At 53.1% G+C, this 21,355-nt stretch carries 24 protein-coding genes; 15 read left to right on the forward strand and 9 right to left on the reverse strand.

Translation table 11 applies throughout. From position 1 onward, the window contains the following. Positions 1-37: 37 nt before the first annotated feature. From ACTHS8_RS08870 to ACTHS8_RS08885, 4 genes are all read right to left on the reverse strand, one after another. Complete coding sequence (locus ACTHS8_RS08870) at positions 38-643, reverse strand: hypothetical protein (RefSeq protein WP_440373499.1); 606 nt, start codon at positions 641-643, stop codon at positions 38-40. Between the two features lie 67 nt (positions 644-710). Continuing rightward, positions 711-1,322 carry a BON domain-containing protein gene (locus ACTHS8_RS08875; RefSeq protein ID WP_150538015.1) on the reverse strand — a complete coding sequence of 204 codons (612 nt, stop codon included), beginning with the start codon at positions 1,320-1,322 and terminating at the stop codon, positions 711-713. A gap of 74 nt (positions 1,323-1,396) precedes the next feature. Then, positions 1,397-1,990 (reverse strand): phosphoheptose isomerase, encoded by a 594-nt coding sequence (locus tag ACTHS8_RS08880; RefSeq protein ID WP_003680645.1) that lies wholly within the window; start codon positions 1,988-1,990, stop codon positions 1,397-1,399. A 4-nt stretch (positions 1,991-1,994) separates the two neighbouring features. Continuing rightward, positions 1,995-2,342 (reverse strand): YraN family protein, encoded by a 348-nt coding sequence (locus ACTHS8_RS08885; RefSeq protein WP_003680646.1) that lies wholly within the window; start codon positions 2,340-2,342, stop codon positions 1,995-1,997. Positions 2,343-2,407: 65 nt separating this feature from the next. Between ACTHS8_RS08885 and rsmI the strand changes: the two genes are divergently transcribed. Beyond that, positions 2,408-3,295, forward strand: coding sequence for a 16S rRNA (cytidine(1402)-2'-O)-methyltransferase (gene rsmI / locus ACTHS8_RS08890; protein ID WP_070624695.1), 888 nt, complete (start codon positions 2,408-2,410; stop codon positions 3,293-3,295). A 222-nt stretch (positions 3,296-3,517) separates the two neighbouring features. Then, the gene (locus ACTHS8_RS08895) at positions 3,518-4,138 is read left to right on the forward strand and encodes a DUF1269 domain-containing protein (protein WP_440373500.1); all 621 of its coding nucleotides are present in this window, start codon (positions 3,518-3,520) and stop codon (positions 4,136-4,138) included. 257 nt (positions 4,139-4,395) lie between these two features. Here ACTHS8_RS08895 and ACTHS8_RS08900 read toward each other — a convergent pair whose 3' ends face one another. The 3 genes from ACTHS8_RS08900 to ACTHS8_RS08910 all read right to left on the reverse strand — a co-directional run bounded on the left by ACTHS8_RS08900 (position 4,396) and on the right by ACTHS8_RS08910 (position 8,705). After that, positions 4,396-5,205, reverse strand: coding sequence for an alpha/beta hydrolase (locus ACTHS8_RS08900; protein ID WP_440373501.1), 810 nt, complete (start codon positions 5,203-5,205; stop codon positions 4,396-4,398). 114 nt (positions 5,206-5,319) lie between these two features. After that, the gene (locus ACTHS8_RS08905; RefSeq protein ID WP_440373502.1) at positions 5,320-6,309 is read right to left on the reverse strand and encodes a peptidylprolyl isomerase; all 990 of its coding nucleotides are present in this window, start codon (positions 6,307-6,309) and stop codon (positions 5,320-5,322) included. After that, on the reverse strand, positions 6,306-8,705 hold the full coding sequence (locus ACTHS8_RS08910; RefSeq protein WP_440373503.1) for an LPS-assembly protein LptD: 2,400 nt from the start codon (positions 8,703-8,705) through the stop codon (positions 6,306-6,308). Before ACTHS8_RS08910 ends, ACTHS8_RS08905 begins: the two co-directional genes overlap by 4 nt. 69 nt (positions 8,706-8,774) lie before the next feature. On the opposite strand from ACTHS8_RS08910, the gene amgK reads away from it, so the two are divergent. Then, a complete protein-coding gene (amgK, locus tag ACTHS8_RS08915) occupies positions 8,775-9,779 on the forward strand; it encodes an N-acetylmuramate/N-acetylglucosamine kinase AmgK (RefSeq protein ID WP_003749406.1) in 1,005 nt (334 codons plus the stop codon). An 84-nt stretch (positions 9,780-9,863) separates the two neighbouring features. Next, positions 9,864-11,759, forward strand: coding sequence for a tRNA uridine-5-carboxymethylaminomethyl(34) synthesis enzyme MnmG (gene mnmG, locus ACTHS8_RS08920; RefSeq protein ID WP_440373504.1), 1,896 nt, complete (start codon positions 9,864-9,866; stop codon positions 11,757-11,759). Between the two features lie 157 nt (positions 11,760-11,916). Here mnmG and ACTHS8_RS08925 read toward each other — a convergent pair whose 3' ends face one another. Together ACTHS8_RS08925 and ACTHS8_RS08930 are read right to left on the reverse strand one after the other, a co-directional pair. Beyond that, positions 11,917-12,504, reverse strand: coding sequence for a GNAT family N-acetyltransferase (locus tag ACTHS8_RS08925; RefSeq protein WP_250601559.1), 588 nt, complete (start codon positions 12,502-12,504; stop codon positions 11,917-11,919). Between the two features lie 95 nt (positions 12,505-12,599). After that, positions 12,600-13,190 (reverse strand): 5-formyltetrahydrofolate cyclo-ligase, encoded by a 591-nt coding sequence (locus ACTHS8_RS08930; protein WP_440373505.1) that lies wholly within the window; start codon positions 13,188-13,190, stop codon positions 12,600-12,602. A gap of 78 nt (positions 13,191-13,268) precedes the next feature. On the opposite strand from ACTHS8_RS08930, the gene ACTHS8_RS08935 reads away from it, so the two are divergent. The 11 genes from ACTHS8_RS08935 to ACTHS8_RS08985 all read left to right on the forward strand — a co-directional run bounded on the left by ACTHS8_RS08935 (position 13,269) and on the right by ACTHS8_RS08985 (position 21,280). After that, the gene (locus ACTHS8_RS08935) at positions 13,269-13,511 is read left to right on the forward strand and encodes a hypothetical protein (RefSeq protein WP_070695203.1); all 243 of its coding nucleotides are present in this window, start codon (positions 13,269-13,271) and stop codon (positions 13,509-13,511) included. A gap of 177 nt (positions 13,512-13,688) precedes the next feature. Then, positions 13,689-14,417, forward strand: coding sequence for a 30S ribosomal protein S2 (gene rpsB, locus ACTHS8_RS08940; RefSeq protein ID WP_002230071.1), 729 nt, complete (start codon positions 13,689-13,691; stop codon positions 14,415-14,417). Between the two features lie 123 nt (positions 14,418-14,540). Further along, positions 14,541-15,395, forward strand: coding sequence for a translation elongation factor Ts (gene tsf / locus ACTHS8_RS08945; RefSeq protein ID WP_107724181.1), 855 nt, complete (start codon positions 14,541-14,543; stop codon positions 15,393-15,395). 216 nt (positions 15,396-15,611) lie between these two features. Continuing rightward, complete coding sequence (gene pyrH, locus ACTHS8_RS08950) at positions 15,612-16,331, forward strand: UMP kinase (RefSeq protein WP_002243681.1); 720 nt, start codon at positions 15,612-15,614, stop codon at positions 16,329-16,331. 161 nt (positions 16,332-16,492) lie between these two features. Further along, positions 16,493-16,963, forward strand: coding sequence for a 23S rRNA (pseudouridine(1915)-N(3))-methyltransferase RlmH (gene rlmH / locus ACTHS8_RS08955; protein ID WP_440373506.1), 471 nt, complete (start codon positions 16,493-16,495; stop codon positions 16,961-16,963). A 170-nt stretch (positions 16,964-17,133) separates the two neighbouring features. Then, positions 17,134-17,775: an orotate phosphoribosyltransferase gene (gene pyrE / locus ACTHS8_RS08960; protein WP_003682682.1), complete on the forward strand. Its 642-nt coding sequence runs from the start codon at positions 17,134-17,136 to the stop codon at positions 17,773-17,775. 99 nt (positions 17,776-17,874) lie between these two features. Continuing rightward, positions 17,875-18,270 (forward strand): MJ0042-type zinc finger domain-containing protein, encoded by a 396-nt coding sequence (locus ACTHS8_RS08965; RefSeq protein WP_039862294.1) that lies wholly within the window; start codon positions 17,875-17,877, stop codon positions 18,268-18,270. Then, positions 18,267-19,580 carry an amino-acid N-acetyltransferase gene (gene argA / locus ACTHS8_RS08970; RefSeq protein ID WP_440373507.1) on the forward strand — a complete coding sequence of 438 codons (1,314 nt, stop codon included), beginning with the start codon at positions 18,267-18,269 and terminating at the stop codon, positions 19,578-19,580. The genes ACTHS8_RS08965 and argA overlap by 4 nt, the downstream gene beginning before the upstream one ends. 45 nt (positions 19,581-19,625) lie before the next feature. Next, positions 19,626-20,405, forward strand: a complete 780-nt coding sequence (locus ACTHS8_RS08975; RefSeq protein ID WP_003684015.1) for an exodeoxyribonuclease III — start codon at positions 19,626-19,628, stop codon at positions 20,403-20,405. Continuing rightward, positions 20,392-20,736 carry a hypothetical protein gene (locus ACTHS8_RS08980; protein WP_049330844.1) on the forward strand — a complete coding sequence of 115 codons (345 nt, stop codon included), beginning with the start codon at positions 20,392-20,394 and terminating at the stop codon, positions 20,734-20,736. Before ACTHS8_RS08975 ends, ACTHS8_RS08980 begins: the two co-directional genes overlap by 14 nt. Positions 20,737-20,746: 10 nt before the next feature. Further along, positions 20,747-21,280, forward strand: a complete 534-nt coding sequence (locus ACTHS8_RS08985; RefSeq protein WP_440373508.1) for an alpha/beta hydrolase — start codon at positions 20,747-20,749, stop codon at positions 21,278-21,280. Positions 21,281-21,355: the final 75 nt, after the last annotated feature.

A 21,355-nucleotide genomic window follows, 5' to 3' on the forward strand; every position in this document is an offset into this window, starting at 1 on the left:
ATGGAGGCAGTCTGAACGGGACGGGTGTGCCGTCTGTTTAAAACAGGTTGTCGAGATTGTCTTTATTGCGCGGTTTGGCTTGTGGTTTGGCCTCAGGCTCGGCTTTCGGAGTCGGTTTGGACTCGGGGGCTTTGGCTTTTTCCGGTTTGTTTTCTACCGCTTGTGCGGCAGGTTTGTTGCTTGCGGCTTTGTTTTCTACCGGCTGGCTGTCTGCTTTAGGTTTGTTTTGAGCGGCAGGGTTGCTGTTGTCGGATTGTGTGTTTTCTGATTTGTAGGCTTCAGTGCGTTTGTTTTCTGTGCGTTTGCTGCGGTGTACAGCGAAGCGGTCGTTTTTTACACCTTCTTCCGCTTTTTCGCCTTTTTCGTCTTGTGGGACGACAGGATTGCCGGAGGCGGTTTTCGCATCGCCGTCTTTGGCAGGCTGAACGGTTTCAGGTTCGACTGCACCGTTGGGGCGCCAAACTTCAATGCGTGTGTCGGTTTGTTCGGCAGGGCTTTTTTCGGGTACGTCGGTTTTGCCGGAGTTTAGGGTACTGAATACGCCGGCAACCAAGGCTGCGACGGCGATAAAGCTGACAAGGAATAAAGCGCGGATTAGGTGTTTGGGCTTAAGTTGGAAAGGGGTTTTATTATTCTTGGACATGATGTGGCAGGTAATTGTTGGAGGAATGGCCGTCTGAATGTTCAGACGGCCCCGGGTTGCCTGTGAATCAGTTGGCAACGTAGTTTTGATAGAGGGTCACGACTTTTTGTACGCCGACGGTCGTGCTGACTTTTTGGGTCACGCGGGCTTGTTCTTCAGGCGTAAGGATGCCCATCACATAGGTCACGTTGCCGTAAGTCACGATTTTGACGCGTGCTTGGGTGGCCGGGCTGAGGCCCAACAGGGTTGCGCGGACTTTGGATGTACCCCAAGTATCGTTGGTCACATCACCGAGCGAACGTGCTTGTGAGGCAACGGTAATGTAGTTGTACACGCCTTCTGCGGCTTGTTCGGAGCGGGCGATGCGTTCAACAAATTGTTTTTCGCCTTCGGTAGCCACTTGGCCGAGCAGGAGCAGGTGGCGGTTGTAGCCGACAACGTTCAGTTTGGGCTTGTAGCCTTGGACTTGGTTGTTTTGGCGCAGGTAGGAGCGTGCGGTGGTTTCGACGCGCAGTGCCATAACGTTGTCGTCGGTTTGCGCGCCGGTGGTGCGACGGTCGACGGCGGATTTGGTGCCGACGGCTGCACCGCCGATCAGTGCGCCGACGCAGCCGCTCAGACTCAGGCTCAAGAGGGTCGCAGTCAGAACGGGGAGGGCGTAGCGTTTGATATTCTTCATATCCTTTTTCCTTGGGTATGGACGGTTGGGTGTTCAGACGGCCTTTAAGGGATGGGCCGTCTGAAAAGAAAGGATTACATGCCTTCGAGCAGGACGGAGTCGATGCAGTCGCACATGGCGTGAATCAGCAAAATATGGTTTTCCTGAATGCGGGCAGTGCGCGGATAAGGGACGTTGAGCAAAACGTCAGTATCTTTGAGCATGGCGGCGATTTTTCCGCCGTCGCGGCCGGTCATGGCGATGACGTGCATGTCGCGCTCGTGTGCGGCTTTGATGGCTTCGATGACGTTGGCGGAATTGCCGGAGGTGGAGATGCCGACCAATACGTCGCCTGCACGTCCGAGTGCTCGCACTTGTTTGCTGAATACATGGTCGAAACCGTAGTCGTTGCCGATGGCGGTCAGGGCGGAAGTGTCTGTTGTCAGTGCGACAGCGGCCAATTCCATGCGTTCTTTTTCAAAACGGCCGGTCATTTCTGCGGCGAAGTGTTGCGCATCGGCAGCCGAACCGCCGTTGCCGCAGGCCAGGATTTTGCCGTCGTTCATCAGGCATTGCAGCATCAGCTCGGCGGCCTGTACGGTCGGCTCGACCAGTACTTTTTCAGCTTCCTGCTTGGCGCGGATGCTCTCGGCAAAATGTGCGGAAACGCGTTCTTGTAATGTTGTCATGAGGTTAACCTGTAATATTTTGAATCCATTCGGGTTGGCCGTCGCCCTCAATCAGTACCGCATCCAGGCGGCAGGGCGCATGGTTTAACCCGTGCTTTTGCAGATAATACTCTACACTTCGTTGCAATTTCAATAATTTGGACGGCGAGATGCTGTATGCGGCACCACCGAAACCTCGGTTTTTGCGGTATTTTACTTCAACAAACACAATCGTACCGCCGTTTTTGACGATTAAATCGATTTCGCCGTAGGCGCAATGCCAGTTCCGCGCCAGCAGCGAGCAGCCTTTGCCCAGCAGGAATGCCAGCGCCGCATCTTCGGCCGCCGCCCCCTGTTTGTGGTTTAAGCGCATGAAAAGTTTACCCGTTATATAATCATTGTTTTTAAAGAGACGCCGTTTCAGACGGCCTTGAATCTATGTACACAAAACACCTGCAAAAAGCCGTCGACAGCATCGAAAAACAGACATTATACGTTGTCGCCACACCCATCGGCAATTTAGCCGACATAACGTTGCGCGCGCTGGCCGTTCTGCAAAAGGCCGACATTATCTGCGCCGAGGACACCCGTGTTACCGCCCAGCTTTTGAGTGCGTACGGCATTCAGGGCAAACTTGTGAGCGTGCGCGAACACAATGAGCAGCAAATGGCCGATAAAATCATCGCCCATCTTTCAGACGGCCTGAGCGTCGCCCAAGTTTCGGATGCGGGTACGCCTGCGGTTTGCGATCCCGGTGCGAAACTTGCCGCCCGCGTGCGCGAAGCCGGATTTAAAGTGGTGCCTGTGGTCGGCGCAAGCGCGGTCATGGGGGCATTGAGCGTGGCCGGTGTGACGGAATCCGATTTTTACTTCAACGGTTTCCTGCCGCCTAAGGCCGGCGAACGCCAAAAGCTGCTGGCCAAATGGGCGGAAGCCGATTTTCCGATTGTGATGTTTGAAACGCCGCACCGTATCGAAGCAAGCCTTGCGGATATGGCCGCGCAGTTCCCCGAGCGCCGTTTGACATTGGCGCGCGAAATCACCAAAACGTTTGAAACCTTCCTCAGCGGCACGGTTGCCGAAATCCAAGCCGCCCTTAAAAACGACGGCAACCAAACGCGTGGCGAGATGGTGCTGGTGTTGCATCCTGCCGTGAAAGAGAAACACAGCGATTTGCCTGAAGCGGCGCAAAACACGATGAAAATCCTTGCGGCCGAGTTGCCGACCAAACAAGCCGCCGAGCTTGCCGCCAAGATTACCGGCGAAAGCAAAAAAACCTTGTACGATTTAGCGTTGGAGTGGAAACGGATTTCAGACGACGCTTGAGGTCTTGCAGGCTTATTTTTCTCAACTTGTGGTGTGAACAATGCGACGATTTCCTACAGGCAAAAGGCTGGGTATTGTTCGTTATCCGTTTGCCGGTTCTACAGGCTTTATATAGGTAAAGTTCTGTTTGCCGCATTGCTCCCCCCCCCCCCCTTGTAATTTACAATGACACTGCATACAACTAGTATGTTCTTAAATCTTTCAATCTACGGGAGTGGACTTATGAAACAAAACATCATCGTTGCCTTATTCGACATCTCCAGCGAAGCTTATCAAGCCTTTTCTGAATTGAAAGCTTACTCGCAGACAACAGATGCTTTGGTGGCACAAGCCGTTTTGGTTAAAAAGGAAAATGGTCTGATTATCCCAGCAGAAAGCACCGACTTTACCGCCAATACGGTCGAAGGCACATGGACGGGCGGCCTCATTGGTTCGCTGGTCGGCATCCTCGGCGGTCCTATCGGTGTTCTGTTGGGTGGAGCTACTGGCGCACTCATCGGCAGTGATGTAGGCACTGCCCAAACATTGGGAGAGGGGGCGTTGCTGGAAAATACAGCCAAAAAACTGGATAACGGCAGTACTGCAATCATTATTTTGGCGCAAGAATCCGACGAGGCTGTATTGGATGCTTTCTTCCACCGTTTCAAAACCGTTATTCTCCGGCAAGATGCAGCCGTTGCCCAACAGGACGTATTGGCAGCAATAGAAGCGCAGGAAGAAGTGGCACGTCAGGCACACGAAGCTTGGAAAAAACAGCGCAAAGCCGAACGCAAAGAGAAAGTGGAAGCCTTCAAGGCCGACATCAAACAAAAATTCGACGAATTGGTAGCCAAGTTGAAATAACACTGCCACCAACCCAAGGTATGTAACCGCTCAAATTTTCCGTTTCGGATGCATGCCAAACCGGTTTGAGGCTACCTGAAAATCTATTTTTCAGGTAGCCTCTCCCTTTTTCATGCCCCGAGACCTTTGCAAAGGTCTCAACCTATGTTATTGCGAAGGTCTCGGCCTTTTTATAATTGGATTTTAGATTGATCCAATAGGTTCAATACGCTTCTAAGTTTGCGTTTCAGACGGCCTCAATGTTTGGCAAACCTGCTTCAACGCTGCCATGCGCTGCGCAAATATTCGATGCAGTCGGTCAGGGCGTAAAACGGGGCGTTGCCGTGATTGGCGTTGGGGTAGAGGGTAAAGCGGACATCTGCGCCGAGGTGGTGCAAAGTGCCGGCAAGGATTTTGGCTTGTGCGACCATGCCGCGGCTGGTTTGGTCGGGACGGTTGTTTCTGCCTTCATGTTCGCCTGCGCCAAGGCGGATGCCGATTCCTTGCGGCAAAGCGTCGGGCAGCCAATCGAGTACGCGGCGGTCTTGCCACCAGATAGACGGTGAAACCAGTAAATAATGGCGGAATCGTTCGGGACGGGTGAACAGGGAATAGAGGCCGTACAAGGCGCCGAACGAATGGCCGAAGACGGCTTGGTTTTGGGCATCGATGCGGTATTTGCTGTCGAGCAGGGCGGAGAGTTCGTCATCGATAAAGCGGCTGAAGCGGTCGGCTTGGCCGTATTGTTTGCGTTCGGATTCGGGCGCGTTGTCGGGCAGAGGCGGCGTGTAGTCGAGTGCGCGTTGGCTTAAGTCGCGGATGGTGCCGCCGGTGTAGCCGATGCCGACAATCAGACAGGCAGCATGGCTTTTGGTGATGGGGTTGATGAGCAGGGATTGCGCCATATTGAGGATGGCGGGGAAAAAGGCATCCCCGTCAAGAATATACAGCACGGGATAGCCGCCTGCCGGACGTTCGCCGAGTGCCGCGGCTTGAATGCGGTAGGTGCGGCCGGTGTGGGTAGAGGTAATGGAGGTTTCTTCGGCTTGCAGCAGGGTGGCGGTTTGCCAGTTGGGGCGGATGGGCATGATGGGGTGCTTTAATCAAAGGGTTGCTTAAGTAAAGGGAAAAAAGGCCGTCTGAACAATGGATTTCAGACGGCCTTATTGTACGGATTCCTGTCTTTTTAACAATACGCGCAATTAGCGTACGTCAACGTAGGAGCTGCTGTGCAGTTCGCGCAGGAGGTTGGTGGTCGCCTGTTGCGCTTTTTGTTGGGACAGGTATTGGCGGACGGCGTTTTGTTGGCGCTCTTCAGGCGTACCTGCTTCGCGGACGTCGTTCAGCTTGATGATGTGCCAGCCGAATTGGGTGCGGACAGGGGCGCTGATTTGGCCGGGTTTGAGTTTGTGGACGGCTTCTTCAAATGGGGCAACCATCATGCCGTCGGCAAACCAGCCCAAGTCGCCGCCGTTGCCGGCGCTGCTGTCTTGCGAGTATTGGCGTGCCAAACCGCCGAAATCTGCGCCGCTGCGGGCTTGTGAGTAGATTTTGCGGATGGTGCTTTCTGCGCCGACGGCGGCATTGTCGTTGTCGGCTTTAATGAGGATGTGTTGGGCATGATATTGGCGCACGGGGTCGGCTTCGGGCAGGGTGATGCCTTGTTGTTTGGCCTGCTCGATGTAGCGTGCCACTTCGGAGTCGCTCACACGGCTGTTTTGCATGATGGCCTGTTGGCGCACTTTTTCAACAATAATGCTGTCGGCGATGTCTTGACGGACGGCGGCAGACGGATTTTTGATGTTGGGGTTGTGCGCGATGACGGCTTCGATTTCGCTATCGGTCGCTTGGATGTTGCGGCGTTTGCCGGCTTGGAGGATCAGGGATTGGTTGATCATTTGGGCCAAAACCTGTTGGCGCAGCTCGTTGGCGTCCATTTGTGTGCCTTTCGGCATGGTTTGACGCGCTTGCGCTACGGCTTGCGCTACTTGGCGGTGGGTAATGACTTCGTTGTCGACAACCGCGGCAATGCCGTCTGAAAGATGTACGCCGCTTTGTATGGCAGGCATGGTAGTGGCGCTGACGACTGGAGTTTTGTTGGTACGCGCTTTGGTCGCTTTGGCTTTAGGAGCGGCGTGTGCGCCTGCTGCGAGAGTGAGTGCGGCGACGAGAATCAGGGGTTTGAAGTTCATTGTTTGACTACCTCGTTGGTTTTGCTGTAACCGGGGATGGCTAAGCGGAGTTTTTCGAATGGGTTGTTGCCGATATTGCTCAAGTCTTTGAGTTGGAGGTTGAAGAATACGGCGTTTTTGTGGCTGTTTTCGCCGGTAACATAGCGTTGGCCGACCAAGCTTGCGCTCCAGCAGCCGCAGTTGCTTTTGTATTCTGCACCGATGAGCATTTCCAGCGGTTTTTTGGCTTCGATTTCGTAGTTGTAACGGGCGACGGCGTACAGGTTTTTACTCAACGGCCATTGGGCGACAAGGTCGATTTGACTGAGTCTGTCGTAGAAATAGTCGCCGTTGGCTTGCAGATAAATGCGCTCGTTGCGTCCATATTTGTAGCGCGCGCTTAAGACTTTGCCGGGCTCGGGGTTGTAGGTAATCCCAGCGGCGTAGCTTTCGGCACGGCTTAGGTTTTGGTTGTAGTGGATATCCAAATCAATGCGGGTGCTCGGAGTAAGGTTGCCGTGTGCAAAGGCTACCCAGTCGGATTGGCTGCGCGGATAATTGCTGACGTTGCCGTCAGGCAGGACGTTGTCTTTTTTGAAATAAAACTTCTGGCCGATACCTGCACGGAAGAGTTCCGCACCGGTGTTGGGGTTGAGGATACGGCTTTGTGTAGCCAGCGTCAGGCTGTTGGCCGAATTGATGCGATCGTTGCCCGAATACAGGTTTTCGCGGAACAGCTGCGAATAGGTAAAGCTGTTTTCGGAGCTGTCGAAATTAGGCAGGTCGTTTTGGGACTTGGTCGGAATGTAGTTGTAAAACATGCGCGGTTCAAGCGTTTGCAGGTATTCTCCGCCGAAGAGCCGGGCCCTGCGCTCGAAAGTCAGGCCGCTGTCGACGTTGATAATCGGCAGGACGCGGCTGACATTGCGGCCGCTTTGACCGTTGAAGCTGTTGAGGCTGTAATAAGTGGCATGTACGCCGACTTTAGGTCGGATGTAGCCCCATTGGTTGTGGAAGTCCCATTTGACGCTTGGGTAGAGTACCACGCGGCTGCCGTCTTGCTTGGTGTCGTGGTCAAAGCGGGTGAATTGGCCGAACACGTTGAGTTGAGCCTTGCCGATATGGCTTTGCCAACGGCCGGTCAGACGGGGCATGATGGCATAAGGTTCGTCTTTATAACCGTCTTGGTTGGCCAGCGTTTGATATTTTTGTACGCGCAACGAGCCGTCGAAGCTGCCGCCTAGCAGTTTGTCGCTGTAATTGAGCCATGCCTGACGGTCAAGGTTGACGTTGCGCGCGATGTCTTCGCGGCCATAGAAGTCGCGGTAGTAATCGTCGTCGGAAACTTGGTTGTAGTTGATGCCGCCACTGATTTTGCTGTTCAGCTGCTGCTGGTGTTTCCATTTGAACTGATAGCGGTTGTTGTGGACGCTTTTTTGGTCGTTCGGCATCCAGTCGCCATCGACTTCGCCGCTGTAATTCGGTTGCAGATAACGGACTTGGCCGCCCAGTTGCACGCCGCGTTTGCTGATAATGCCCGGACGGAAAGTGGCATCCAAATTCGGCGCAAGGTTGAAGTAGTAGGGTAGGCTCAGCTCAAGGCCGTCTGAACCTGTGGCAATGGTCGGAACGAGCAGGCCGCTTTTGCGGTTGCCGTTGATGGGGAAGTCCGCCCAAGGCGTGTAGAGGACGGGGACGCCGCCGAATACGAGCGAAGCGTGTTTGGCCACGCCGATGCCTGTCGATTCATCGGCTTCAATGCTTTGTGCTTGGATATACCAGCTGGCATCGCCGGGCGAACAGGTGTTGAATTTAGTATTGATGAGTTTGTAGAGGCCTTTGCCTTTGAGTTCGGCTTTTTCGCTGACACTTTGAAGGCGGCGGCCGCCTTGTTCGGTATTAAGGCGTACGGCAGTGCCGGAACCGGTTTGATCTTTGAGGTTGTAAACCAATTGATCACCGGTTACGGTCGAACCGTTTTGATACAGAGTAAAGCGGTCGCCGGCGGTAACGGTATCGGTGGCTTGGTCGTATTGCGCCCAATCGGCGTTGAGAACATCGGCATTGCGCTCGACAATGACGTCGCCTTCGGCACGGACGCCGACTTGGGTCTGGCCTTCTATTTTATCGGCGTTGATGCGGGTGTAATCGGCAGGCAGGGCTGGCTCGCCGCTGCGTTTGATTTCGGCGGTTTCGGCCGGCTTGGCATCTTCGTGGTCGCAAAATAGGCAAGTGCTGCCCAAGGAAAGCGGATCGGCTTCGCTTTGGCTGGTTTTTGCCGGTTTGGATTCGGCGGCGTGGGCAGGGGTATAGTCTTCCGCCTGCGGAACAGAAGCATCTTCCGCGCGCACGGCTGTTGCGCCAAAGCCCATAATTAAGGCGAGTACCAAGGGTTTGAGTGAAAATAAACGAGCCAAAATCGCCCCTTAAATCGGTTTGCCAGTTAGAATAGCGGTTATTGTAACCTGAAATTCTGCGATACCGCTATGCAACGACAAACCGAATTACAAAACTGGCTGGAGTCTGTTTACCCGAACCAGCCGTTTGAATTGAGCTTTGCGGCAGCCGATGCCGACTTCCGCCGCTATTTCCGTGCGACGTTTTCAGACGGCCAGACCGTTATCTGTATGGACGCGCCTCCTGAGAAGATGAGTGTTGCGCCGTATTTGAAAGTGCAAAAACTGTTTAACATGGTCAACGTGCCGCAAGTGCTTCATGTGGATGAAGCGTTGGGCTTTATGGTGTTGAACGATTTGGGCAATACCACATTCCTGACCGCCATGAATCAGGAAAACAGCGAAACCGCCCACAAAGCCCTGCTGCTCGAAGCCATCGACGAACTGATCGAACTGCAAAAAGCCAGCCAACCCGGCAAACTGCCGGAATACGACCGCGAAGTCATGCTGCGCGAGATTAACTTGTTCCCCGAATGGTTTGTGGCCAAAGAATTGGGTCGCGAGCTGACTTTCAAGCAACGTCAGTTGTGGCAGCAAACCGTCGACACGCTGTTGCCGCCTCTGTTGGCGCAGCCTAAAGTGTATGTCCACCGCGACTTTATCGTCCGCAATCTGATGCTGGCAAAAGGTCGTCCGGGCGTGTTGGACTTCCAAGACGCGCTTTACGGCCCGATTTCCTATGATTTGGTGTCGCTGCTGCGTGATGCGTTTATCGAATGGGAAGAAGAATTTGTATTGGACTTGGTCATCCGTTATTGGGAAAAAGCACGCGCTGCTGAGTTACCTGTACCTGCCGAGTTTGACGAGTTCTACCGCTGGTTTGAATGGATGGGTGTACAACGCCATTTGAAAGTAGCCGGTATTTTTGCCCGCCTGTACTACCGCGACGGCAAAGACAAATACCGCCCTGAAATCCCGCGCTTCTTGAACTACTTGCGCCGCGTATCGCGCCGTTACAACGATTTGGCGCCGCTCTATGCGTTGCTGGTCGAATTGGTCGGCGATGACGAATTGGAAACAGGCTATACCTTTTAAGCTTGGTTTTTTAAGATTTGATTCCACTTTTCAGACGGCCTGATCAACAAAAGGCCGTCTGAAACCTTTACAGAACACATAAACATGACTTACATGATTTACCCCAAAACCTACGACGTGATTGTCGTCGGTGGCGGCCATGCCGGTACCGAAGCCGCGCTTGCCGCCGCACGCATGGGTGCGCAAACCCTGCTGCTCTCACACAACATCGAAACCCTCGGCCAAATGTCGTGCAACCCCTCCATCGGCGGTATCGGCAAAGGCCACCTCGTGCGCGAACTCGACGCATTGGGCGGTGCAATGGCGTTGGCCACCGACAAATCCGGTATCCAGTTCCGCCGCTTGAACGCCAGCAAAGGCGCGGCAGTGCGAGCCACGCGCGCGCAGGCCGATCGCATCCTATATAAAGCCGCCATCCGCGAAATGTTGGAAAACCAAGAAAACCTCGACCTTTTCCAACAAGCCGTCGAAGACGTAACGCTTGATGGCGAACGCATCAGCGGCGTGGTTACCGCGATGGGCGTGGAGTTTAAAGCACGCGCCGTCGTGTTGACCGCAGGCACGTTTTTGTCCGGCAAAATCCACATCGGTTTGGAAAACTACGAAGGCGGCCGCGCCGGCGATCCAGCCGCCAAATCCTTGGGCGGCCGTTTGCGCGAATTGAACCTGCCGCAAGGCCGTCTGAAAACCGGCACGCCGCCGCGTATTGACGGACGCACGATTGACTTCTCCCAACTGATCGAACAGCCCGGCGACACACCCATTCCTGTAATGTCTGTACGCGGCAGCGCCGATATGCACCCGCGCCAAGTGTCCTGCTGGATTACGCATACCAACACGCAAACCCACGACATCATCCGCTCAGGCTTCGACCGCAGCCCGATGTTTACCGGCAAAATCGAAGGCGTCGGTCCGCGTTATTGTCCGTCTATCGAAGACAAAATCAACCGCTTTGCCGACAAAGACAGCCACCAGATTTTCCTCGAACCCGAAGGCCTGACCACGCACGAATACTATCCAAACGGTATCTCCACCAGCCTGCCGTTCGACATCCAAATCGCCCTCGTGCGCAGCATGAAAGGTTTGGAAAACGCCCATATCCTGCGCCCCGGCTACGCCATCGAATACGACTATTTCGATCCGCGCAACCTCAAAGCCAGCCTCGAAACCAAAACCATCCAAGGCCTCTTTTTCGCCGGACAAATCAACGGCACGACCGGCTACGAAGAAGCCGCCGCGCAAGGCCTGCTCGCAGGCGCGAATGCCGTGCAATACGTCCGCGAACAAGACCCGCTCCTGCTGCGCCGCGAACAAGCCTATCTCGGCGTATTGGTGGACGACCTCATCACCAAAGGCGTGAACGAACCTTACCGAATGTTCACCAGCCGCGCCGAATACCGCCTGCAACTCAGGGAAGACAACGCCGACATGCGCCTGACCGAAGACGGCTACAAAATCGGCTTGGTGGGCGAAGAACAATGGCGCATGTTCAACGAAAAACGCGAAGCCATCGAACGCGAAATCCAACGTTTGAAAACAACGTGGTACACGCCGCAAAAACTCGCCGAAGAAGAGCAACTGCGCGTATTCGGCCAAAAACTCAGCCGCGAAGCCAACCTGCACGACCTCCTGCGCCGCCCGAACCTCGACTACGCCGCACTGATGACGCTCGAAGGCGCACAACCCGAGTGCAGGCTGCCTGAAAACGTGATTGAGCAAGTGGAAATCCAAGTCAAATACCAAGGCTATATCGACCGCCAAAACGAAGAAATCGACAGCCGCCGCGATTTGGAAACATTGAGGCTACCTGAAAACATTGATTACAGCAAAGTCAAAGGCTTATCCGCCGAAGTGCAGCAAAAGCTCAACCAACACAAACCCGAAACCGTCGGACAAGCCAGCCGAATTTCCGGCGTAACCCCAGCAGCGGTGGCGTTGCTGATGGTGCATTTGAAACGCGGATTTAAAGATGCCAAGTAAGGTTTAATCCGAAAAAAGGCCGTCTGAAACTTTCAGACGGCCTTTATTTATCAGGGGATTGACGGTGTTGCACCTTATTTCGTTAATTTTTTAAAGAGTTCTGATTGTCAGCAAGATGGGCGTGTTCTGATGAAAAAATGAAGAAGAAAACGTTTTTTCAGGACGCGTCATAAGCTGCCGCTTTTTCGAGCAGTTTTACCCTTGCCTGCGGCCATTCCTCACGCAGCAGGCTGTATTCAACCGTATCGCGCACGCTGCCGTCTTTCCGCAGCTTGTGGCAGCGCAAGATGCCGTCTTGGTGTGCGCCCAAGCGTTCGATGGCGCGTTGGGAGGCGGTGTTGAGGTTGTCGGTCTGCCAGCAGGCGCAACGGCAGTTTAAAGTGTCGAAAACGTAGTCGAGCAACATGATTTTGCAGGCGGTATTGATGTGCGTGCGCTGTGCCGACAGGGCATACCATGTGAAACCGATGTAGAGGCGTGGGATGGCGGGGTCGATGTGGTAAAGCGAAGTCGAGCCGACAATTTTTCCCGTGTCTTCGTCGATGACGGCAAAGGCGAGGCGGGTTTGTATGGCGGTGCGGATATAGTCAGCTACTTGGTGGGGTTCGGGCGCGGTGGTTACGTTCAGCTTCCAAACTTCGCCGTCGCAAACTGCTTCGCGCAAACCGGCTTCGTGTGCCGTTGTTAAAGGTTCGAGACGGACGCGATCGAAGGATAAAACGGGAGTGGATGAGAAATCAGTCATGGGGGTTTCCTTTGTATTTGATGGTTTGAGTTTTCAGACGACCTTTTATAGTGTCTTAACGGACGGCATCTCTGAGGTCGTCTGAAAGCTATTGATTAATGATGTTTGAACATCAGCACGCCCGACTCCGATACAAACCCGTCCAGCGGTAGGTCGTGGGGTTCGGTCGGCAGGGTGTCGGTCAGTTGGCAGCCAAAGCCTACGCCCAGGGTTTGGGTTTGTAGGCGGTATTTCATGGCGGAGAGGGTGGCGTCGTAATAGCCGCCGGCTTGTCCGAGGCGGTAGCCGCGTTTGTCGATGCCGACGATGGGGACAATCAGCAGGCTGAGTTGGTGGACGCGGATTTTTTTGCCGGTAAATTGGGGGACATGCAATTTAGCGCGGCCGCGTTTGCGTTCTTGTTTGGCACCGTCGGCAGGGTAGGGGGTGAACCACATCCGCCGCGTGTTCGGTTCGATATAGGGCAGGTAGAGTTTTGCGCCGCGTTTTTGTGCGGCACGGACAAATCCGTCCAATCGCAATTCCTTGCCCATCGGCCAATACACGCCGATTTTCCGTCCTTTTTTGATGTAGGGCTTGAGCAGGCGGTTGATGGTTTCGATGGCGGCGTTTCGCTCGTCGGCGCTCATTTGGGCGCGTGCGCGGCGGAACTGTTTGCGTAGTGCCGATTTTTCGGGATTCCTCATTTTCAGACGGCCTTTCGGGATTGCGGTAGAATGTTGCGATTATAACGATTTTGTTAACATTCAAACAGGACGCACACGATGTGGCACATTATCGTCATCGGCTATCTTTTTGTTGCCGTGATGTTTTCCGCCGCGCAGCCGAGTATTGCGCGCGCGTTGATTTATTTGGTTTTTTGGGCAGTGTTGCCCACCGTGTTCACGGTCTTCGTCGTAACCATCCGCCGCCGCAACCGCCTGATGAAACGGCAGGAGCAGGCGGAGTTTGAAGCGGCCCGCCAAAAGGCGGTACAGGCGGATGAAAAACAGGACGGGAAGGTATAAAATCCCTTTTCAGACGGCCCCTTATCCGCTATAATCCGTCAGTTTCCGATTTCGGAAACACTCTTTTATTTTTTAAAACTTATGCCCACTTTCGCCGAAGGGTGCTTGACAATAGGCGCCGCCTATCAAGTTCTATGCGATTGAATGTGTGCTCTTTAACCCTTTCAAGGAAATAACATGTCTCAAATTACTATGCGTCAGATGATTGAAGCCGGTGTTCACTTCGGTCACCAAACCCGTTTCTGGAACCCGAAAATGGCTCAATACATTTTCGGTGCGCGCAACAAAATCCATATCGTAAACTTGGAAAAAACCCTGCCGATGTTCCAAGAGGCGCAAGAAGCCGTACGTCGTCTGGTTGCCAACAAAGGTACAGTATTGTTCGTAGGTACCAAACGCCAAGCCCGCGACATCATCCGCGAAGAAGCTACCCGTGCCGGTATGCCTTTCGTTGATTACCGCTGGTTGGGTGGTATGCTGACTAACTACAAAACCGTTAAGCAATCCATCAAACGCCTGGAAGAAAAAACTGCTGCCCTGGAAAACGCTGCTGAAGGCGGTTTCAACAAAAAAGAAATTCTGGAAATGCAACGAGACGTTGAAAAACTGGAACGTTCTTTGGGCGGTATCAAAAACATGAAAGGCCTGCCTGACGCGATTTTCGTTATCGATACTGGCTACCAAAAAGGTACTCTGGTTGAAGCTGAAAAATTGGGCATCCCTGTTATCGCTGTAGTCGATACCAACAACAGCCCTGACGGCGTGAAATACGTTATCCCTGGTAACGATGACTCCGCTAAAGCTATCCGCCTGTACTGCCGCGGCATCGCTGACGCAGTTTTGGAAGGCAAAAACCAAGCGCTGCAAGAAACTGTAGCCGCTGCCCAAGAAGCTGCTGCCGAGTAATTCGGTACACAGAAGAGGGGCGTTATGCCCCTTTTCTCAAATCCCGTCCTGAAATCCGTTTCAGACGGCCACTATTTCCAAACACGGCAATGGCCGTGTTCCCAAAAATCTAGGAGATTCAAAATGGCAGAAATTACTGCAAAAATGGTTGCCGACCTGCGCGCCGCTACCGGCCTGGGCATGATGGAATGCAAAAAAGCCTTGGTTGAAGCTGAAGGCAACTTCGACAAAGCCGAAGAAATCCTGCGTATTAAATCTGGTGCGAAAGCCGGTAAACTGGCTGGCCGTACTGCTGCCGAAGGCGTATTGGCTTACGCGATCAACGGCAATGTCGGTGCATTGGTTGAAGTAAACTGCGAAACCGACTTCGTTGCTAAAGACGCCGGCTTCGTAGAGTTCGCCAACTTCGTTGCTAAAACTGCTGCCGAGAAAAAACCGGCTACCGTTGAAGAACTGAGCGAACTGGTTGAAGCAGAACGCAAAGCCATCATCGCCAAATTGGGCGAGAACATGTCTGTTCGCCGCTTCCAAGTGATCGACACTGCCAACCAACTGGTTGCCTACATCCACGGTGCTTTGGCTACCGAAGGCGTATTGGTTGAGTTCAAAGGCTCTGAAGACGTAGCACGTAAAATCGGTATGCACATCGTTGCCGCTAAACCACAATGCGTAAGCGAAGCCGAAGTAGATGCTGAAACTGTTGAAAAAGAACGCCACATCTACACCGAACAAGCTATCGCTTCCGGCAAACCTGCCGACATCGCCGCTAAAATGGTTGAAGGCCGTATCCGCAAATTCTTGGCTGAAATCACTCTGAACGGCCAAGCATTCGTAATGAACCCTGACCAAACCGTTGCCCAATTCGCTAAAGAAAACGGCACTGAAGTGGTTAGCTTCGTACGCTACAAAGTAGGCGACGGTATCGAGAAAGCCGTTGTTGACTACGCAGCTGAAGTTGCTGCCGCTGCTAAAGTGTAAGGCACTTATGAAAAAGAAAGCACCTAGATTCCAAACGAATCAGGGTGCTTTTTTTTGAGAAAACCGTTTACGGTACCTATTTTAAGACGGCCGAATATTCAGGCCGTCTGAAAACAAAACAATAATAGAACGACACACCATATCATTGTAATCCGACCGTTTGAAATTCAGACGGCCCAACTCCGACCGACGACATTCAAGAAAGCAAGGTATCCCATGACACAACAAATCAAATACAAACGCGTATTACTGAAACTCTCCGGCGAATCCCTGATGGGTTCCGATCCGTTCGGCATCAATCACGATACCATCGTTCAAACTGTCGGCGAAATTGCCGAAGTCGTTAAAATGGGCGTGCAAGTCGGTATTGTTGTCGGCGGCGGTAACATTTTCCGCGGCGTATCTGCACAAGCAGGCAGCATGGACCGCGCCACTGCCGACTACATGGGCATGATGGCAACCGTGATGAACGCGTTGGCACTCAAAGACGCATTTGAAACTTTAGGCATCAAAGCGCGCGTACAATCCGCACTTTCCATGCAGCAAATCGCTGAAACTTACGCCCGTCCTAAAGCCATTCAATATTTGGAAGAAGGCAAAGTTGTGATTTTCGCCGCCGGTACCGGTAACCCATTCTTCACGACCGACACTGCCGCCGCATTGCGCGGTGCGGAAATGAACTGCGACGTGATGCTCAAAGCCACCAACGTTGACGGCGTGTACACCGCAGATCCGAAAAAAGACCCATCTGCAACACGTTACGAAACCATTACTTTTGACGAAGCCTTGTTGAAAAACCTCAAAGTGATGGATGCCACCGCTTTCGCCCTCTGCCGCGAACGCAAACTCAATATCGTGGTATTCGGCATTGCTAAAGAAGGCTCGCTCAAACGCGTGGTAACCGGCGAAAACGAAGGTACACTGGTTCACTGCTAATCATTGAAAGGCCGTCTGAAACAGCCGAACGGGATACATTCGGCTTTCAGACGGCCTTTTATTTTCAGTCGGTTGCGCGGGCAGTTCCCATGGTTTGAACAGGTTAAGAACTTGCTTGACCATAATTTCCAACCGACAATTCGAGAACAAAAGGATACTCCATGAATATCACCGTCTTGGCTGTCGGCACGAAAATGCCGCGTTGGGTGGATGAAGCCGTCGGCGAGTACGCCAAACGCTTCGGGCGCGATGTCAATTATGCGCTGAAAGAAATCAAGCCAGAGAAACGCGGCGCGGGTGTGAATGCGACTCAGGGCATGGCGGCTGAAGAAAAACGCCTGTTGGAAGCCATACCGCAGGGCGCGTTTTTGGTGGTATTGGACGAGCGCGGCAAAGCGCCGACTTCGGTCGAATTGGCACAACATTTGAAAGGCTGGCAGCAAAACGGCGAACACGTCTGCTTTATTATCGGCGGCGCAGACGGCATGACCGACCGTTTGAAACAGCAGGCAAACATGATGATGCGCCTTTCCAGCCTGACTTTGCCGCACGGCATGGTACGCGTTTTATTGACCGAGCAGCTTTATCGCGCCGTTTCAATTTTGCACAACCATCCGTATCATCGGGAATAATCCGTTTTGATTGCTAGGATAAGAAGGCAATGCCGCCTTATCGGTTTGAAAGGGAATAGGGCAAGTCGGTTTAAAGCGGGGCTGAACCTGCTTTCAGACGGCCTGATTTTTCCGCATGAATCCTTTATAATCGTTTCTTTGATAAATCAACATCTTTCGGGAGAACCCAAATGTCCGATTTCCGTCAAGACTTCCTCAAATTCGCTTTGGCACAAAACGTGTTGAAATTCGGCGAATTTACAACTAAGGCCGGCCGTCAGTCGCCTTATTTTTTCAATGCCGGTTTGTTCAATGACGGCGCATCGACTTTGCAGCTGGCGAAGTTTTACGCCGAGGCAATTATTGCCAGCGGCGTGAAGTTCGATATGCTGTTCGGCCCAGCCTATAAAGGCATTATTTTGGCAGCGGCAACAGCGATGATGTTGGCGGAAAAAGGCGTAAACGTACCGTTTGCCTACAACCGCAAAGAAGCCAAAGACCACGGCGAGGGCGGCGTGTTGGTGGGTGCGCCTTTGAAAGGCCGCGTGCTGATTATCGATGATGTGATTTCCGCCGGTACATCCGTGCGTGAGTCGGTCAAACTGATTGAGGCCGAAGGCGCAACGCCAGCCGCAGTGGCCATTGCGCTCGACCGTATGGAAAAAGGCACGGGCGAATTGTCGGCGGTGCAGGAAGTGGAAAAACAATACGGCCTGCCGGTGGTTTCGATTGCCAACTTGAACGATTTGTTTACGCTCTTGCAAAACAATGCCGAATTTGGCGGCTTCTTCGAGCCGGTCAAAGCTTATCGCGAACGTTACGGCGCGGTTTAAACCATAACATCATGCTCAGGTCGTCTGAAACAGTTTTCAGACGGCCTGAAACATTGGCTAAAATATATTTTTGATTCAATACACTTACGGAAAATACTCATGCCTGCTTGTTCTTGTCCTCATTGTAAAACACCGCATTGGGTGAAAGATGCCCAGTTGAACGTGGCGCAGGGTTTCGTGGTCTGCACGCGTTGTTCGGGGATGTTTAAGGCCAAGGATTATCTGTCGGGCAACCTGCCGGCCGATCCGGCCCATCTGCCTGTGGCGGTAACGGATGTGCGCCTCGTGCATAATATCGGTGCGCAAATCCTCAAACATTCCAAACTCTCGCGCAAAGAAATTTCTGATTTGCTCAACAGCGCGCTTAAGGAAGAGCCTAAGGCGGAAGAGCAGGCGGCGGTCAAAACGCGTAAGGACGGTTTCAACTGGACTTTGGCATCGTTGATTGCTCTGACGGTTTTGATTATGCAACTCTTTTATCTTGCCCTGCTATGAGTGCCATCGCCCATTTTGTCGCCAGCTTTCGTGAGGCCGCGCCCTATATCCAATATTTGCGCGGCAAAACCATGGTGGTCGGCGTGACCGACAGCCTGTTGGAAGGCGAAACCCTGATTCGTTTGGCCGCAGATTTGAATCTGTTGGCCAGCTTGGGTTTGCGTTTGGTCTTGGTGCACGGTTCGCGGCATTTGCTCGACAAATTGGCTTCGGGTCGGGATTTTGTTCCGAAATACAGCGGCAGCCGACGGATTACCGATGAAGCAACTTTGATGGAAGTGAAGCAGGTGGCGGGGATTATCCGCAGCGATGTGGAAGCAGCTTTGTTCAGCAGCGTATCCGCGCCGCAACGGAGTAAGCTGCCGGTTATCGCGTGCGGCAACTTTATTACCGCCCGTCCGTTGGGCGTTATCGACGGTGTGGACATGGGCTATACCGGCACCGTCCGCAAAATCGACGCGGAAGAAATCCGTTTGCGTTTGGATGGCGGCGCGGTGGTGCTTATCAGCCCTTTGGGACATTCGTACAGCGGTAAAACCTTCAATCTGAGTATGTGCGAAACTGCTCAGGAAGTGGCCATGGCTTTGCAGGCGGAGAAACTGGTTTTCTTGACCGAAGAAGCCGGTATCCGCCGCTCCGACGGCTCGTTAGCTAATACTTTGTCTGTCGGCGAAGTGCAGGAGCTGATACACGACAATCCCGATGCGCCGGCCGATTTGCTGCATGCGGCGGTAGGCGCGTTGGAAAACGGCGTATCGCGGGTGCAGATTCTCAACGGCCGTGAAGACGGCAGCCTGTTGCGCGAGCTGTTTACCCGCGAGGGCAGCGGTACATCTATTGCGCGTGAGCCGTTTGTTTCCATCCGTCAGGCACGCAGCGACGACATTCCGCACATCATTGCCTTAATCCGCCCGCTGGAGGAACAAGGAATCTTGTTACACCGCAGCCGCGAGTATTTGGAAAACCATATTTCCAGTTTTTCTGTATTGGAACATGATCAAAACATTTACGGCTGTGTGGCGTTGAAAACCTTTTCCGAACCGGACTGCGGCGAATTGGCCTGTCTGGTGGTGTCGCCCGAAGCGCGCGATGGCGGATACGGCGAATTGCTGTTGGAACATCTGTTTCAAAAAGCACGCGCCTTAAATATCAAAACGCTTTTCGCCTTATCCACGCATACGGGCGAATGGTTTGTCGAACGGGGCTTTCAGACGGCCTCAGCCGATGACCTGCCTGCCGAACGCCGGCAGGAATACAATGCCAACGGCCGCAATTCCAAAGTATTTGTTTATGACTTGCAGGCCGTCTGAAAAACTTCAATCCTATTATCCGTTTTTAAAAATTACTCAAATCTTATGTTGAAAATTATCTCTGCCAACGTCAACGGCATCCGCTCCGCCTATAAAAAAGGTTTTTATGAATACATCGCCGCTTCCGGTGCCGATATCGTCTGCGTGCAGGAACTGAAAGCTCAAGAGGCCGACCTGTCAGACGATATGAAAAATCCGCACGGTATGCACGGCTACTGGCATTGCGCCGAAAAGCGCGGGTACAGCGGCGTGGCGGTGTACAGCAAACGCAAACCCGACAATGTGCAAATCGGCATGGGCATTGAAGAATTTGACAGGGAAGGCCGTTTTGTCCGTTGCGATTTCGGCAAGTTGTCGGTAATTTCGCTGTATCTGCCCAGCGGCAGCAGCGCGGAAGAGCGCCAACAAGTGAAATACCGCTTTTTGGACGCGTTCTATCCCATGCTCGAAGCCATGAAAAACGAAGGGCGCGACATCGTCGTCTGCGGCGACTGGAACATTGCCCACCAAAACATCGACTTGAAAAACTGGAAGGGCAATCAGAAAAATTCGGGCTTCTTGCCTGAAGAGCGCGAATGGATAGGCAAAGTCATCCACAAGCTCGGTTGGACGGATATGTGGCGCACACTTTATCCCGATGTGCCGGGCTATACCTGGTGGAGCAACCGCGGACAAGCGTATGCGAAAGATGTCGGGTGGCGTATCGATTATCAGATGGTTACGCCGGAGTTGGCCGCCAAAGCCGTTTCCGCACATGTTTATAAAGACGAAAAATTCTCGGATCACGCCCCTTTAGTTGTGGAGTATGACTATGTTGCCGAATAAGGTTTTTGGTAAATATGATTGGAATATAAACGGCAAAACCGGCGTAGGCGCGGCGTGGGTTGTGGCGGCATTTGTATTGCCTATGCTGGTGTGGGCGGTGTTTATGCTGGCGCGGATGTCCGGCTGGGTTGCGCCGACCAAGGCCAATCCGACTTGGGCGTTGGTATGGTTGCTGTTTTCCCTGCCTTGCCTGCTGATTGCGGCCAAATGCTTTGCTTGGAAGGGCTGGCGGCTGATTGCCAACATCGTACTTTGTCTGGCGACTTGTGCCATCCTCAGCGTGCCTGCCGCATTGCTGATTGCATTTACACTCAATGACTTGCTCAAATAGGCAGTCTGAAATGCAGAGCTTCGAACTCGAAGAAATGGCACTGTTTCTGATACGCGATGAGGATGAAGCGGAAATGTGGATAGATCGCTGGGCGGTCAGCTATCCGATTGTTCAAACTGCCGAAGCTGATGGGCGACAAACCATTTCCGAATGGCAACACGCCATTCAGACGGCCTTCGAGCATATCGTCAGCAGAAATATTGCCGTCGTGGCTCATGGTGCCGGCGTGTCCGCATTTTTAGCATGGTTGTATCAAGCCGACATCATGACACAAAAACGCCTGACCAATATTATTTTGGTCTCGCCGCGTCCAGAAGCTTTTCCCGAGGATGAAATCCATACGTTCCAGCGTGTCCGCTGCCCTTGCCGTACAGCGCTGGTTATCGCCGAAACAAACGGCACGCCACGCGGTTGGGCGCAAGAACAGGCTGACCGCTGGCATGCACGCCTGCTTCAATCGCCGCATTCCGGCCAGTTGAACGGTGCACTCGGTGGCTGGCAATGGGGCATGAAGCTGATGCAGGAAATGCTGTTGAGTAAGTAGTTTGAAGTGTCTATTAATAAACAAAGGCCGTCTGAAACTGATATGTGTTTCAGACGGCCTTTGTTTACAACTATC

Source organism: Neisseria sp. P0016.S008, assembly GCF_051957775.1.
GTDB lineage: Bacteria > Pseudomonadota > Gammaproteobacteria > Burkholderiales > Neisseriaceae > Neisseria > Neisseria flavescens_B.